The sequence below is a fragment of the Paenibacillus sp. 01T443 genome (assembly GCF_056398325.1).
Map to the genome: position 1 here is coordinate 84,193 of NZ_JBFTPE010000012.1, position 16,041 is coordinate 100,233.

The 16,041-nt window shown below is 51.0% G+C and carries 12 protein-coding genes; 1 reads left to right on the top strand and 11 read right to left on the bottom strand.

The window, feature by feature from the left end; translation table 11 throughout:
* Positions 1-85 precede the first annotated feature (85 nt).
* The 3 genes from AC1DLI_RS22790 to AC1DLI_RS22800 form a co-directional block, all read right to left on the bottom strand.
* Positions 86-1,300 carry an MFS transporter gene (locus tag AC1DLI_RS22790; protein WP_477606725.1) on the bottom strand — a complete coding sequence of 405 codons (1,215 nt, stop codon included), beginning with the start codon at positions 1,298-1,300 and terminating at the stop codon, positions 86-88.
* 152 nt (positions 1,301-1,452) lie between these two features.
* Entirely contained in the window at positions 1,453-1,674 is a 222-nt protein-coding gene (locus tag AC1DLI_RS22795; protein WP_477606727.1) for a helix-turn-helix domain-containing protein, read from the bottom strand.
* A complete protein-coding gene (locus AC1DLI_RS22800) occupies positions 1,605-2,360 on the bottom strand; it encodes an AraC family ligand binding domain-containing protein (protein ID WP_477606729.1) in 756 nt (251 codons plus the stop codon). Before AC1DLI_RS22800 ends, AC1DLI_RS22795 begins: the two co-directional genes overlap by 70 nt.
* 137 nt (positions 2,361-2,497) lie before the next feature.
* Here AC1DLI_RS22800 and AC1DLI_RS22805 point away from each other — a divergent pair, with 137 nt between their 5' ends.
* On the top strand, positions 2,498-4,474 hold the full coding sequence (locus AC1DLI_RS22805; protein ID WP_477606731.1) for a beta-galactosidase trimerization domain-containing protein: 1,977 nt from the start codon (positions 2,498-2,500) through the stop codon (positions 4,472-4,474).
* 80 nt (positions 4,475-4,554) lie between these two features.
* Here AC1DLI_RS22805 and AC1DLI_RS22810 read toward each other — a convergent pair whose 3' ends face one another.
* From AC1DLI_RS22810 to AC1DLI_RS22845, 8 genes are all read right to left on the bottom strand, one after another.
* A complete protein-coding gene (locus AC1DLI_RS22810) occupies positions 4,555-5,700 on the bottom strand; it encodes an SGNH/GDSL hydrolase family protein (protein ID WP_477606733.1) in 1,146 nt (381 codons plus the stop codon).
* A gap of 156 nt (positions 5,701-5,856) precedes the next feature.
* Entirely contained in the window at positions 5,857-7,500 is a 1,644-nt protein-coding gene (locus AC1DLI_RS22815) for an extracellular solute-binding protein (protein WP_477606735.1), read from the bottom strand.
* Positions 7,501-7,536: 36 nt separating this feature from the next.
* The gene (locus AC1DLI_RS22820; RefSeq protein WP_477606737.1) at positions 7,537-9,837 is read right to left on the bottom strand and encodes a helix-turn-helix domain-containing protein; all 2,301 of its coding nucleotides are present in this window, start codon (positions 9,835-9,837) and stop codon (positions 7,537-7,539) included.
* A 157-nt stretch (positions 9,838-9,994) separates the two neighbouring features.
* A complete protein-coding gene (locus tag AC1DLI_RS22825) occupies positions 9,995-12,322 on the bottom strand; it encodes a glycoside hydrolase family 95 protein (protein ID WP_477606739.1) in 2,328 nt (775 codons plus the stop codon).
* A gap of 21 nt (positions 12,323-12,343) precedes the next feature.
* Positions 12,344-13,258 (bottom strand): fumarylacetoacetate hydrolase family protein, encoded by a 915-nt coding sequence (locus AC1DLI_RS22830; RefSeq protein WP_477606741.1) that lies wholly within the window; start codon positions 13,256-13,258, stop codon positions 12,344-12,346.
* Positions 13,259-13,290: 32 nt separating this feature from the next.
* On the bottom strand, positions 13,291-14,064 hold the full coding sequence (locus AC1DLI_RS22835) for an SDR family NAD(P)-dependent oxidoreductase (RefSeq protein WP_477606743.1): 774 nt from the start codon (positions 14,062-14,064) through the stop codon (positions 13,291-13,293).
* Between the two features lie 19 nt (positions 14,065-14,083).
* Positions 14,084-15,181, bottom strand: a complete 1,098-nt coding sequence (locus tag AC1DLI_RS22840) for a mandelate racemase/muconate lactonizing enzyme family protein (RefSeq protein ID WP_477606745.1) — start codon at positions 15,179-15,181, stop codon at positions 14,084-14,086.
* Positions 15,182-15,204: 23 nt separating this feature from the next.
* Positions 15,205-15,984 carry an SDR family NAD(P)-dependent oxidoreductase gene (locus AC1DLI_RS22845; RefSeq protein WP_477606747.1) on the bottom strand — a complete coding sequence of 260 codons (780 nt, stop codon included), beginning with the start codon at positions 15,982-15,984 and terminating at the stop codon, positions 15,205-15,207.
* Positions 15,985-16,041 lie beyond the last annotated feature (57 nt).

A 16,041-nucleotide genomic window follows, 5' to 3' on the forward strand; every position in this document is an offset into this window, starting at 1 on the left:
GATTGAAATTTATATTCTCTTATATTTTCAAAAAAAGCTAGCCGCTCTCATTAAGAGCCGACTAGCTTTTTTATGTATTTTCAATCTAGCTTTTGGCAGCTGTCTTTGCTCGCCCAAGCTCATGCCGGCGCCGCAGCCAAATGCTTATGCCTGCCGCGAACATGATCATTCCTGTGGCGACGAATATCCAGTGGATACCGACTGCCAGTCCAAGCAAACCGCCGATTAGAGGTCCAAGCATGGACCCGAATTGATTGGCGCTCGTGGTCAGGCCAAACGATCTGCCTCTAAACTGCTCATCTGTGCTCTGCACAACAAGCGTATTGACGATTGGAGATATCCCGGCCATAAACAAGCCGAATACGAACTGCACAACCGCAAACAGCCATAAATCCTGTACAAAAAACTGCGTGCTTACGACCAGTCCGGCACAGAGCAAGCATACGACGAGAATGCGGTAATAGCCTTTTCTCTCGCCCAGCCTACCCCAGATCGGCGAAGCCAAAATGCCGGCGATCCCGATAAGAGAGAGCACAAAGCCCGCTGACAATACCGCTCCTTGCAATCCGCCTTGCAGCTTGGCGATATGCAGGGTAAGCAGCGGCTGAATCATATTCACCGAAAGCTGGAACAACGCGAGCAGCATTAGCATGCTCATAAGGGCACGGTTGCGGAAAGCCATACGGTACGTGACCGGCTTCTCTTTTTTCTCTCCCGTCGCCTCCGCTTTACCTTCTTTCACCCAAATAATGACTGCCACTGTCGCAGCCAATATGATGATAGCTGCTACAACGAAGGACCTCCGCAAACCGAAGGCTTGCGCCAGCAGACCGCCAAAAAGCGGACCGAGAATACCGCCGGTCATCGTACCCGCCTGCATCATGCCAAGGCTCCAGCCCAGCTTCTCCTTCGGCGCGACCGTAGCTACAATCGACATGGATGCCGGGACGAAGCCGCCTACGAAGCCATGCAGCATTCTAACGCCGACGAGCTGCCACGGCGTCTGCACAAATGCAATTAAGGAATAGATAACGGCTAAGCTGAGTCCTGCCCTAATGACCATTTTCCGCTTCCCATACTTGTCCGCAAGCAATCCCCACAAAGGCGCCATCACGGCCCCGACAAGAAAGGCCGAGGAATGTACAACACCTGCCCATAGGTTAACAGAGCTCTCCGGCACGCCCAAATCAAAGAGAAACAACGGCAGGAAAGGAACCGACATCGTGTAGCTTGAGCTGCAAAACAATACGCCGAACCAAAGAATCCACATTGTACGCTGCCATGATTGCAACTTGGTCATCCTCCTTGCCCTGCTGATCAATATCCGATTCTAACTCACTAGTACCCACTATACGCCTCCTTTACCAATTGTTCAAAAACCGCAAAGGGGCGTATCCACAAGAAAACGCCTACAAAACCTATTTTGTTTAAGCGTAACAAGGTTTTTTGAGCTTATAGCGGGTCTTTATTGGAATGCTCTCCTTCATCCAAACGGAATACCTGCTTCAGCTTGCGGTATTCACCGGGTGTTAACGCCGTTTGCCTCTTAAATAGGCGAGTGAAATAGGTGTAGTCCGCAAGTCCGCACTGCTCGCTGATCTCCTTCAGCGGCAGCTCGGAATGAGCGAGCAGCCGCTTCGCGCGCTCGATCTGTAAATGATGACGGTACTGCATGGGCTCATCCCCGTATATTGCTTTAAGCAGCGTGCCAAATAATCGAAATGATAATGCAGGTCATGCTCCATCCGCGCAGAGTCAAACGGTTGTTCTATTTGGCTTTCTAAGTAGGATGCAACCTTTTCGGAAAGAAAATACGAACGAGCCTGCGAGCTGTTTTTTATCCATCCATTTTGCAATTGGACCAAAAGCTCCCCGAATAGCACCTGCAGTTCAAAAGCTCTGCGGCGTGTAAGCACTTGATGCAAGCTGAGCATCTTGTCCAGCAGCGGCAAAACCGTGCGTAAATCTATCGCTGCGAATTTAGGAATATGAAGCGTTGCGGGATAAGGAATGATATCTTGGTCCGTTCGCTGCAGCAGCGGCTGCTGCCAATTTGTTTTTTCCTTTAAAATCGGCTCCGAGGGCAGCGGATAGTCAAAATGAATCCAGTATACTTCGGTCTCTATATCATTTGGCCGATACCCGCGATGCGTTTTTCCGGGCTCAAGCACAAGCAGCATTCCTGCCTCAATCTCGTAGCTAATACCATCCTCTTCTATGTATAATGCGCCTTTTGCGCAAACGAGCAAATCAAATACTTCGAATTGGCGTTGGGCATGTATCACGCCCGGAGGCCAAAACGCATGACCGATTGCGGCCAGCAGCGGCATTGGCGGCGTTTGTATTTCAAGTACGAGCATCCCTAAGCACCTCCAAAACAAAGATGCAGAAATTGTACTATATAAAGTCGCTATTGTCAGCTGTATCCTGCCTTTGTTTCCTTTAGTGTGGTAGATATCATCTACTCTTTCATTCTACTAATAGGGGGACGTAAGACATGAATTTCCGTCAGGTTCATCTCGATTTCCATACCTCAGAAGCGATCAAGGGCATAGGAAATGCTTTTTCCAAGCAGCAATTTCAAGACATGCTCCGAACTGGATATGTAGATTCCATTACCGTGTTCTCCAAATGCCATCACGGCTGGGCTTACCACCCCTCCGAAGCGAATGAAACCCATCCCCATTTATCCTTCGATTTGCTCGGGGAACAAATCGAAGCGGCGCATGAGATCGGCGTTAAAACGCCGGTTTATTTATCAGCTGGCCTAGACGAGAAGCTTGCCCGCAGCCATCCCGAATGGCTGATCCGCGACCAGAACGAAAGGACCAACTGGGCACCTGATTTCATGACGCCTGGCTATCATCAATTTTGCATGAATTCACCCTATTTAGACTTACTCGCTCTTCAGGTGCAGGAGGTAGTAACCCGTTATGATGCCGATGGCATCTTCCTTGATATTGTGGGCATTCGCGAGTGTTATTGCCAATATTGCATTGCCGATATTCGCATACGAGGCTCCCATCCGCGCAATACGGCCGACATGAAAAAAATGTGGGAAGAGACGTATTTCAACTATGCTGCGAGAATGAACGAGACTGTTCATTCCATCAAGCCCGGCTTGCCTGTTTTTCACAATAACGGACACATTGATCGAGGCCGTCGTGATCTTGTCCAATTGAATACACATTTGGAGCTTGAATCGCTGCCTACGGGCGGATGGGGCTATGACCATTTTCCGCTTTCGGCACGTTACGCTCAGACCTTGGGCATAAATTTCCTTGGCATGACCGGCAAGTTTCATACGTCTTGGGGAGAATTCGGGGGATATAAGCATCCGAATGCGTTGCGGTATGAAGCGGCGCTTAGCCTCGCCAATGGGGCACGCTGCTCAATAGGCGACCAGCTTCATCCTGCCGGTTTAATGGACCGCGCAACCTATGTTCTAATCGGTGAGGCTTACAAGGAAGTTGCCGAGAAGGAGGAATGGTGCCGGGATACAGCATCCGTTGCCGATATCGCTCTATTATCCGTCGAAGCAGCATCCACACAGCCTGGGGGCAGCCCCATTGACGAACACAACAAGCATTCCGATACCGGGGCAGCAAGAATCTTGCTGGAAGGGCATTATCTCTTTGATGTCATTGATGTTCAAGCTGACATGGCAAAATATAAGGTTATTCTGTTACCCGACGCTATCGTCATAACCGGTCAAATCAAGGAAAAGCTGACAGCCTTTCTCGCGCAGGGCGGCAAAGTGCTGGCAACCGGACGTTCAGGACTATCGCTTGACGGGACCCGGTTTGAATTGGATTTAGGCGCGAAATGGCAAGGGGTCTCCGCCTTTAAGCCTTCCTATTTCAAACCCGCATTTGAGCTGCCCTCCCTCCAAAATGCTTCCTTCGTCCTTTATGCCGAGGGACAGGAGGTTGCACTGACGCCGAGCGGCACTGCTCTTGGCAGCCGGGAAAATGCATATTTCAATCGGGAGCTGTTTACGTTCTGCTCGCATCAGCATACGCCGTCCGATATGCAGGATGCGGGTCCCGGCATGACGGAAGGACCTGACGGCATTTATATTTCCTGGAATATGTTTGAGGATTACGCGGTTAAGGGCAGCCTTCCTGTCAAAGAGATCATTTGTTATGCGCTGGATCGGCTGATTGCCAATAAATCGCTTCGCTCAAGCCTGCCGGCGCAGGGCATTACAACGCTGCAGGCCCAGCCTGGATCAAACCGTTTCATTAATCATCTGCTGTACGCTTCGCCGGTTCGGAGAGGGCAAAATGTGGAGGTCATCGAAGATCTGCCTTGCCTTTCGGATACGAAGGTCTCCATCTCGGTTTCAGAGCCTGTCCGCGAGGTTTATTTAGCACCGCAAAATACCGCCCTCCCTTTCACTCAGGAGCAAGGTACGGTGAGCTATAGCGTTCCCTCATGGTCATGTCATCAGATGGTTGTAATCCAGTTCTAAGGACAAATATTTACGCTAAAAGGCAGCATAAAGACGAATACCCAGGGTTTCCTAAGGTATTCGTCTTTATTCTCTATTGATCAGCCGCTAAGCAGCTTCAATATACGAAGTGTTGTCCCCGAGCTGCGTTCATCCTTCAGCCCCGTATTCCTTATTGTAATATGGCTTATTTGATCATCCCGATCATCCCCCCGGAGAGGAAACATAGCAATGACTGGCCGAAATGCTCCCAAGCACCATTCGTCAAATAAATTCACCTGATGAAATATTATTCCGTCTAATGAATACTCAAATATGCCGCTATCCGGCCCGCAAAATATCAAAAGCCCCGCGCTCTCTCCGCTTGCGATAAACGACAGCAAGGCCAGCTCACTGTCCGTGTAAAGATGCTCGGTATCGTATCGCCAGTTCATAAGCGGCTCTGACACCATCTCCTTGAGCGTGAAGCCAACATGTGAAGCCGCTACCTCTCGAACATTCAACATGGCACCGTGCTCATAGTTTCTATCATCTAGAGGCGAAGGAAGAGCCAAGCTCGATGGCAACCCGATAGATTGAACATCACCCGTGAGAGCCGTATTCAAAAACTCCCTTACATCCTGAGCGTAAAGCGCATAGCCCGCATCATTCGGATGGACGAGGTCAGGAGCAAGCTCCTCCCAGCATGCCTGCCCTGCCTCTATCCGCGCATAGATACGGGCAGCGAGGTTAACGGAAGGAAGATCGTAGCGTGAGGCAACCTCCTCATGAACAGCTATGTTAAAAGGCGTTTCTGCTGACAAATTCTTTTCCGCCGCTGTGTACACCAAACAGATATCTGCATGGGGCGACAGCCGCCTGCACTGCCGCACGATGCCCTCCATTCCCCGAATGGATTCATCGCGATCCCCGCCGTCATTAACACTGAATTCCACAAATAACAAATCAATCCCACCCTGATGCAACACATGCTCTTTTAAGCGAAAAGCACCAAACGTCGAATTCGTCCCGCCAACTCCTGCATTTATGCATGTCACCCCCGCAGCGGAAAACCGTTCCTTCAATAAATGCTCAGTCAACGCCCGCCAGCTGGTCTCATCTGGCACTGAGGCGCCATAGCCCTCCGTGATGGAGCCCCCTAGAAAAGCGACGACAATAGGCTCTTTGCCGGCCAGCTTTTTATTCAGGTTGGGCAAGCCTCGGCGAAGCTTAACATAATCGTCCGTTTGCTCTTCGAAATTGCTCATCGTAAATCCCCTTTTCGACTTGTAATCAATTTCAGCTTACTCGCAAGAAAAAAAGCCCTCCTACATTCAGGAGGGCCCATTCGGCTGCTCAACCGTTGCTGCTAAAATATCCCCCTAAGCGCCTCCATGCCTGCCTTGCCTCTTCCCAATACAGCACTACCACATTTTATTTATTTTTCCCGATTGATCATATGCTTTTTGCATCATTTCAATATATCGCTGGGCCTGCATATTCTCTAAGCCATTCACGTAACTGTCCCAATCCTTATCTAAATTCAAATCCCCGGTTATGAACTGAAGCGCGCTTTGATCAATATAGTTGGTCAGGTTCGTATGCAATATTCCTACATCGTCCGCTTCTTCCGGATCGAGCCAAATTGTCCAGATTGGAAACATTTCAGCTGGCTCATGACCCTCATAAAGCTGTGTCGCTTCAATAAGCCTGCGCTCGTAGCCGTCGAGCGCATAAATATCCTTGCTTGCCACCCAGCTGTCGCGGTATTCTCTCGGCATATAAAAATGCGCCATCCCGCTCCAGCCGGAATTGGTAGGCTCCGCATTATTTATCGGGATTAGGCTTGCAAACTTCGGCTCCACACCTTCGCCGAGCGCCGCCTCGCCTGCTGTCGGCCTTCTCCAGCCAACCCCCTCAAGGCCGGATTGCGCGATCGTTTGACCCTCCGGCGTATAAATATAATCGATGATTCGGATTAAAGCGATTTGCGCTTCCTTGCTTGCTTTATTGGTAATAACGAATTTCGCCCCCGGCTGTATGCCGCTCCCTTCAAAAGTAGCGTTTGCCGCATAAGGACCGGTAAGCGGCGGAATCGGCGCGTAATCCTTCATCCGCTCGCCAACGAAAATAGCGGGATGCATGCCCGCTGCGGCGCCCAGAATAGGTTCATTCGCGTTATCACCGATTCTTTTTAACGCTTCTGCATTTTGGATGAACGCTCCTGGATCAATCAAGCCTTCATCGTACAATGTTTTAATGTAGGCAAGGCCTTCCTTCCACTGCGGCTTATTCGCTACCATATCCACTTTCCCGTTGTTCATGGCCAAATAATTGCGGTCATCATCATAAATAAATCCGTTCATGAGATACGGAATAATGCGGACGCCAAAATCCTCGATCGATCCGCTTAACGGCACCTCGTCCGGTATGCCGTTGCCGTTAGGATCGGATTTTTTGAACGCCTCCAACATCGCTTTGAATTCAGCCGTCGTTTTGGGCAGCTCCAGTCCGAGCTTCGAGAGCCATTTGGTATTCACCCACATTTTGTTCGGATAGGAGCAGTGGAAGCATTGGCTGTATGCGGCAAGACCATATATATTGCCGTCAGGCGCCGTATTGAATGCTTTTAAAGTCAAATCCTTCGCCATCGCCGCTTTGATATTCGGTGCATATTGCTCAATTAACGGGTTTAGCGGCAGGATTACGCCTTCCTTCCCATACTTCAACAAATCCGATTGCGAGAACTGGTCAATATAGGCGGTTAAAATATAGGCATCCGGATAGTCTCCGCCGGCGAGCGAAATTTGCCGCTTCTCCTTGGAGCCGTCCGGCGAGATGCTTTCCCAATTGATTTTCACATTGAATTTCTTTTCGATTAATTTGGTAAAATCATTCGTTTTCAGATCAATGCCCGTTTCCTGCTGAGCGAACACATTAATCTCAACCGGCGCAGGCTGGTGGGCAGCCGTGTCCTCTCCTGCTGCCCCCTCGCCCAGCGAGCATGCCGCCAGCAGCATGGTAACCGCACATAGAAGCGCGATTAAGATTATCAGGCTTCTTTTCATCATCATTCACTCCTTAGATGCCGCGCGGCTGAACGCTTAGATATTAATTGATTGTCTATAGGAGCTTGGAGCAATGCCCATCACCCGTTTAAAAGCTCTGCGGAACGAATGTGAGCTGTTATAGCCGACGCGCGCCGCAATCTCATCGACCGTACACGCTTCCGTCCGCAGCAAAAGGGATGCATGCTCGATCCGAATCATCTCGAGGTAATCAGATACGTTGAAATCCGTAACCTCCTTGAACAATTGCGATATATATTTTTCCGGACGCTCCACCTTCTCCGCGATCCGGTATAAGGTCAGCTCGGAATCGCCGTAGGCTTCTGCGATAAACCGCTTGATTTCCTCTACCGTTTGAATATGGGCATGATTTTTTTTGCTGTTGATCACACTGCATAACGAATTTACAATTTCAATCATTTCATCCTGAATGACGCCCAGCGCATTGGAGGGCTGAATGGCGATGATTTGATTTTTCAGCGTATGCTGCAGGCTTAATTCCATAAACGCCTTTTGATCCAGCAGCTTCAGCAGCGTACCCTTCAGCTCTCCTACCAACTGCTGCTTCATCTCTGGAGAAAGCTGATGGTTTTCCGTGTTTTTCTCCATAACGGACAGCACCATCCGCTTCGCCTCATCCGGATCGCCTGCGCGAATCGTGCTGATCAAGCGCTGTTCAATATCGAGCGGATAGTAATAGGTTGCCGTTTCAAGCCTGGAATCGCTAAACCATAGAATGCTTTGCTTGCTCGTGAAATCGGCATACTCCAGCGTTTGCTTCGCCTGCTCATAAGAATGGCTCGCTTCAATCACGGCCTGGAAAGCCTCTCCGAAAGCAGCTGTAATTGAAATTTTGTAATCGGTGTACGCGATATGGGACAGCATCTCCAGCGTATGGGTCATTCGTTGTTTCAATCCGCTGCTGCCAGAATCCTCGTCCAGTGTCGTCCAAATCATTACGATTCGATCCGAGCCCAGATCCGTCACGGGCAGCTCGCTGACCAGCTCGGATAAGGCTTGCTTCAAGATGAGCCTAGCCGCGTAAAGCTCATTAAGGATTTCAACGCTGTCCATCCCCGAATAGCCGTTAATTTGCAAAATACCGACATATCCTTCGCTCGAAGCAAGGCTCATGCCCGCTTGCGCCGCGGCTGCCGAAATCTCTTCCGAGGTTTGAAATTCACCCGCAATCAATCGTTTCAAGAAGCCGTCTCTTACTAAAGGAAGCTGGCGCTTTAATTCATTCTCCAGCTGCCGATTGCTTGTTATCATATTGGATATATTGCCTTGCAAAAAGTCATACTCGTTTCGTTCCGCTATGCCTTCTTTGCCGAAATGCTCCTTCATCACGCCAAGCAGCCGATTGATCGGTGCGCTGTTTCGGTAAGAAAGCAGTAAGCCCGCCAGCAAGCCGAGCAGCAAAGCTATGCCGGTCACAAGCCAAGTAATATGCTTGATTTGATTCGCGTTTTCCATCAGCACTTGCCGCGGGACTCCCGCTCTATAGGTCCAGCCGTTCTTTTCGGAATGAATCGTGATGACGAGATCGTCATTATAAAATTGGCTGGTCTTATCCTGTACAAGCTTGGCGTCCGACGACAGACTCTTCGCATCTGCCTCGCTTATACCCCGCAGCCCCACCGTGTTCCCCTGCGCATCGCTGATATGAGCCCAGCCGCCGTAGCGGTCTTCCAAACCGGCTAGTAAATTCGAAATATTTTTCTCATCAATGATGACAACCACGGTAGCCGGCGATGAGCCGCTGAAGCTGTCGAGCGGAAGCGACTGCATATAAGTAATGACTGAGGTTTTCTTTAAATTGCTCATAAAGGAGCTGAGCGGCATAATTTCGCTGCGATGCGTTTTATMCAGTACCTCAGCCTTCCATTCCTCCAGCGTAAGATCGGTGTACCGGAAGTTTTGATAATAATGCTCCGGTCGGAAATACGCTGAGCCCTGCGTGAAAATGACATCGTAATTATTTAAGTAGATAAAGTAATTTTGCAAAAAATCATTCGTTTGGCTAAAAGGCGTGACCTGCTTCACCATGCTCCAAATGCCGTATACGTTAACCTCATCGCCGATTTTCTTCTCGTTCATTAATTTATTTAAATCCGGGTTCAAGGCGAGCTGCCTGGTGAAGCCCTCGACCTCGACCATCCTTCTCTCCAAAATTTCCTGGCTTCGCTGAAGCTGCGTAACGCTATTCTCGATAGAGATGGATTGCGTTACCGCGATTGAAGTTCGATAGGAAACATAGCCCGCTATGCTTGGAATGATCAAAATTATCAAATAGGAAATAAGAAATTTACGGAATATCGTTGAGTACTTTGGCACAGCCAACCCACCTCCTCTAAATAATAGCGCTTACATAATTGAAACAAGAAGAACGTTGCACAGCAAAAAAAGGTTCGCTCATTCATAATAACCTAATGACGCGAAAAGACAACTACTATTAGAAGCGCGTAGTTGTCTTCATCGCTTATCTCACTGGCTAATGAACCGCCTCTTGTCGTTCTATGATTTGCAGGTCTTTATCAAATCGATAAGATTGACCGGGTACCAGCGTGATTGGCACTGTCCGATCACCGAAACGCACGAGCGTATTCCCCGCCGAGAACGCATGAATGACCGCTTCCGTCAGCTCGCCGTTTGCCCAGGCTGCATCCACTTCCATATTTCCTTTTGCCCGCAGTCCCTTAAACGAGCCCTCAGACCATGCGCCCGGCAGCGCAGGCAGCAGATGAATCTCGCCGGCATGGCTTTGGAGGAGAATATCCGCAACAGCTGCCGTACCGCCATAATTGCCGTCTATTACGAAAATATTCGTCTCCGCACCAGCAACGCCGGCCTTCGAGTACGTCAGCATATTATCGAAGCACAGCTCCCCAATTAAATGAGTGATATGCCTCAGCGCACGGTCACCCTCAAACAAACGCGAGAAGCCTGTGGCAAACAGCACGGCCGTAAATTCGATATCCTCCAGCTCATCGGTCTGCATTCTGCCGAGCAGCGTTTGCCTTGCGGCAGCGCTCAGCTCGGGCGTTTTCAGCGGCGTAATTTGATTGCCTGGATATAAAGCGAACAAATGCGCAAGATGGCGATGCTCCGGCTGCGCCTCCTCATAATCCTCAAGCCATTCCTGCAGCTGCCCCTTTTTGCCAATCTGCAGCGGAGGCAATAAGGCTATCGCTCGCTTAAGCCTTTCCTGAAGCTCGGCATCCGTATTCAGCAGCTCAGCCGCCTCTAGGCAAAAGGTGAATAGATCTCGTACCAGCACCTGATCCATCGTCGAGCCCATCGACAGCTGCTGCGCTCCGTCCGCGCGGTTGCTCGGATAGAAGCTGTTCTCGGGCGAGTTGGAAGGCCCCGTAACCAGCCAGCCGCTGCTTGGATGCACCGTCATATAATCAAGGAAAAAGGCAGCCGCTTCCTTCATAACCGGATAAGCCTGCTCCGTCAAAAACGTCTGGTCCCGCCCGTATTCATAATGCTCCTTGAGATGCATAGCGATCCAGAGCCCGCCCGTTACGTTAAGTCCCCAGCCGGTTTCCCAGCCTGGTGCCGAGAAGCCCCATGCGTTAGAGAAGACATGCGCCACCCAGCCCTCGCAGCCGTAGAAATCCTCCGCCGCCTGCCTGCCCGCAGCCGACAAGCGTTCAATATAATTCATTAAAGGAACATGACATTCTGCTAGATTGCTTATTTCGGTCGGATAGTAGTTCATCTGCGTATTGATGTCCAGGTGGTAATCACAGCTCCAAGCCATGCGGTTCGCTTCACCGTCGTTCCATACACCCTGCAGATGCAGCGGCAGCGGCGAATCCTCGCGCGAGCCGGCAATCGTCAAATAGCGGCCGTATTGGAAAAACAAAGCGACCAAATCCAGATCATCATGCTGCCCTTTTTGAAACAGCCGCATCCGCTCGTCTGTCGGAAGCTCGGCGCTTTCGGTATCGCCTAAATCCACGGATACCCGCGCGTACAAGGCCTGGTAATCCGCAATGTGATCCTCTTTGAGACGCGCGTAGCCTTTGGCAATGGCCGCCGCAATCTGCGCCTCGCTTTCCTTCGTCCACCGATCATCGGTTTTGCCATAATCGGTATGGATGGCAAAATAAATAATGGCTTCATCCGCATTCGTTACGACGATCTCATTACCCCTGCCATGAACGCTGCCGCCTTGAACAACAACCTTAACCTCGCCCCTGCAAAACACACCGCATTTCCCGTCACTGTGCACGTCTTCCGTCGCTTGGCCGTTAAACGCGATCGTAGAGCTATCCTTGGTCTCCGCGGCAAAGTCGCCTGTGCGTCCTTGCATGCTTAGCGAGAAAGATACCGCTCCTGCCCGTTCGCTCCCGATGCGCGATACGACGATGCCATCGGCATGCGTAGCGAACGTCTCCCGAGTAACCGTATAGTCCGAGCAGGTATAGGTAACCTGCGCGAGCGCCTTTTCCAAGCAAAGCTCACGCTTCAAGCTTTCTCCTTGCTGATCAAAGCGCAGGATCACATCGCATACGGTTAGGTTTGTGCCGAAGTTCTGCTTTTTAGGCTGCAGCCCCTGCTTGGCAAGCCGATCTCCCTCGTTATAATCTCCTTTAAAAAATGCCTCTCTCATCCGTTCCAGCTCGGCTTTTCCTCCGCCGCTGCCCGGAATGCGCTCCGCTTTGCCCGACCAATAGGTCAATTCCGTCATGCTCCAAATTTCTTGCTCGATTCCCCCATGGATAACGGCGCCTATCCTCCCGTTTCCGATCGGCAGTCCTTGCTTCCAGCCCGCTCCAGGCCCTGAATACCACAGCTTCGCTTGCTTCATTCTGTTCCCATCCTTTCGCTATTAATTAGAATACGTTTCGCTTACGAGGCGGTTGGTCAGGCTTCCTAAGCGCTCGATCTCAATCGTTACCACGTCGCCGTCCTTCAGGTAAACCCGCTGCTCCTCCGGGTAGCCGAGCACGACGCCCTCCGGCGTCCCCGTCAGAATGATATCGCCAGGAACAAGCGTCATATGCTGCGAAATATAGCTGACTACCTCATCGCAAGGAAAGATCATATCGGATGTATTCGAATGCTGACGGACTTCTCCGTTCACGACGCATTTGATCTCCAAGTCATTCGGGTTCGGAACTTCGTCTGCCGTGACGAGATATGGCCCAAGCGGGCTGAAATCATCACAGCTTTTGCCGAGCAGCCATTGCGGGGTACGCATTTGGAGATCCCGCGCCGACAGATCATTGACGCTGCAATAACCGAAAACATGCTGAAGCGCCTCATCCTTGCTTACGTATTTAGCCGTCTTGCCAATGACAATGACAAGCTCCGCTTCATAATCGACCTGCGAGGTAACTCGCTCCGGCAGGGCAATATCCTTGTGGTGACCCGTAAGCGTGTTGTTAAACTTATTGAACAAAATCGGATATTGCGGAATAGGCGCATTCGTCTCGATGGCATGCTGCCTGTAATTCAAGCCGACACAAATGATTTTGTTCGGTCTCGTCACGCACGGCCCAAAGCGGATGTCCTCCTCCTGCAGAAGCAAGCCTTCGGCATGTTCAGCGGATTGCAGAATATGCTCTACATAGGCTGCCAGCGTATCCATGCTCTCAGCGCCGCCTGCAATAACAGCCATCACATCCGTCTTTACGTTTGGGTCCGGAAGCCGCTCCAGCGCCGATTGAATATCAAGGACACCGCCGTCCAGCTTTACTCCGAGTCTAAACTGCCCGTCCTGCTCTATGTTTACCAGCTTCATAATGTCAAACCATCCTCTCGTTTTTTTATTCGTCAGGCATCCTTGCCAAATACGACGCCGCCGTCTATATAAAGCGGGGAACCCATCATAAAGGAGGATTCGTCGGAGGCCAAGAAAAGCACCCCGTTCGCCACATCCTCGGGTCTTCCCAGATTCCCGCTTAGCTGCCTCGTCTTAATGGCTGCAATGGCTGCTTCCGGGTCTTCATATGAGCTTTGCAAATATTGCTCAACAAACGGCGTCATGATCGTTCCCGGCAAAATCGCGTTAACTCGAATATTATATTTGGCGTAATCTACCTGCATGGACTTGGTCAGCGCCAGCACGGCGCCTTTCGTAGCCGAGTAAGAGGCACGGCGAGCTAAGCCGATCTCCGCTATGCAGGAGGACATGTTAATGATATTGCCCGACCTTCGCTCCATCATATAAGGGAGCACATACTTCGAGGGCAGAAACACCCCGCGCAGGTTAACCTGCACCACGCGGTCCCAAGCCTCCGGCTCAATCTCGTGGATTGCCCCTACTCCGCTGATCCCGGCGTTGTTGAACAAAATATCGATTCCCGCGTAAGCTTGAACCGCCTTCTCTACCATGGCGCGAACCGATTCCGAGTCCGTTACGTCAGCATGAAGAAACAATGCGTTCCCCCCGCCTTCCTGAATAGCCCGTACCGTTTCCTGCCCCTTCGCTTCATCAATGTCGTTGACGACTACGGTCGCGCCTTCTCTCGCGAACAGCTCTGCCGTCGTTCTCCCGATTCCCGAGCCAGCTCCCGTCAGGAGTGCAATCTTGCCTTGCAGCCTCATCGCAATGCCCCCTCACTCGCTATCTGACGCGATATTCATCGAAATAGCGCGGAATAATTTCAGTGGATGCTCCCGGCAGCTCCGGCAGCACGTACTGTCCGTTAATGACCGTAGCCGGCTCAACGAAAATCGATCTAATCCATGGGATGTATTCCAGCATGATCGCCCCAGGCGTTGCCGCTACCAAATGCTGATGAATTTGGCCCATATCGCCGACATGCGGACAAATCGGAATGTCGTACGAGGCAGCAAGTCCAGCGACCTGAAGCCATTCCGTGATGCCTGCTACCCGCGTAACGTCAACCTGACAATACTCGATTGCGCCTTGATGGATGTAATCGCGGAAAGCATATTTCGAATACACATGCTCGCCAAGCGCAATCGGAACGTTCAGCGCATCAGCCAGCTTCTTATGTCCAAGAATGTCATCGGGATTAAGCGGCTCCTCCAGCCAGAACAGATCAAACTCCTCCAGCTTCTTGCCCCAAGTCATGGCTGTATTGATGTTCCATTGCTGGTTCACGTCAATCATGAAGATGGTTTGGTCGCCGATCGCTTTGCGTACCGCCTTTACCCGCTCGTAGTCCTCGTGCGGATTGGGTTTGCCGACCTTGATTTTGACGCCCGTAAAGCCCTGCTCGACAATTTCCGTTACATCCTTCAGCAGGCGCTCCATCGACCAGTTCAACCAGCCGCCGTTCGTGTTGTATGCTTTGATTCCCTTGGACTTATGTCCGCCAAGATATTGCCATAACGGTTTATTGGAGGCCTTCGCCATAATGTCCCACAGCGCAATATCTACCGCGGCAAGCGCCATATGCGTAATGCCTGCCCGGCCGATCCAGTGCATCTTGCCGTACCGCAGATCATCCCAAATTTCCTTTACCATAAAAGGGTCCTTGCCGATCAGCTCCGGTGCGTAATATCGGTCAATCGTATCGACGATCATATCATCGCCATGCGCACAGGTTCCCGTGTAGCCGTATCCGACATAACCCTCGTCTGTAAAAATACGGACGCCTGACAATCCCCAATGCGTCGCAACGTTTATCGCGTCGGTAATTGGCGGATCAATCGGCACATGGAGCACAAACGTTTCTACTTTTGTAATTTTCATCGATAGCTCTCCCTTGATTTCGTTTAATAACCGAGCGATGCGCCGCCCTCGACAGGCAGGGCGATTCCCGTAATGAAAGCAGCCTGCTCGGATGCCAGATACAATACCGCGTGCGCAACCTCCTCCGGGCTTGCCGGACGGCCAAGCGGATGCATCGCTTGGAGCGATTGAACCGCTTCGGCAGGATTCGCCTGCTCTCTCGTCCATTGTTCTAATAGAGGCGTCATCACGCCTGCCGGGCAAACGCAGTTGACTCTTATTCCATCAACCGCAAAGTCCAGCGCCAGTGATTTGGTCATCGCAATGACGGCCCCCTTTGAAGCGGAATAGATCGGATTTTGCTTTTGACCCACAAGGCCGTTAAGCGAAGCCATATTGACAATTGCGCCCTTCGCTTGCCGCAAATGAGGTATCGCGTGCTTGATCATGAGATAGACGCCCTTCACATTTACGGCAAACAGCTGATCGAAGGAACGCTCGTCGATTTCCTCAAGCGGCTTCGGGCAAATGACCGCTGCATTATTAAATAGCACATCCAACTGTCCGAAGGACGTTATCGTTTTGGCTATCAGCTCCGCCACGGCTTCCTCCCGGGAAACATCAGCCTGAATCGCAATCGCATTTGGAAGCCCTTTCATAAAAGCGTCATTTTTAATCAGCTCGTCGGCAGCACGCTGCCCCTCCGCTTGGTTCCAATCCGCAATCACAACGCGCGCGCCCTCCGCAGCGAACAATCGCGCGCTTACCTCGCCGATCCCGGAGCCGCCGCCGGTGATGAGAACAACCTTATCTTTAAACCGCAAGCACATTCCTCCTTTTGCAGACTTCCACCAAGCTTGCCACCTTTAATAATGTTGTTT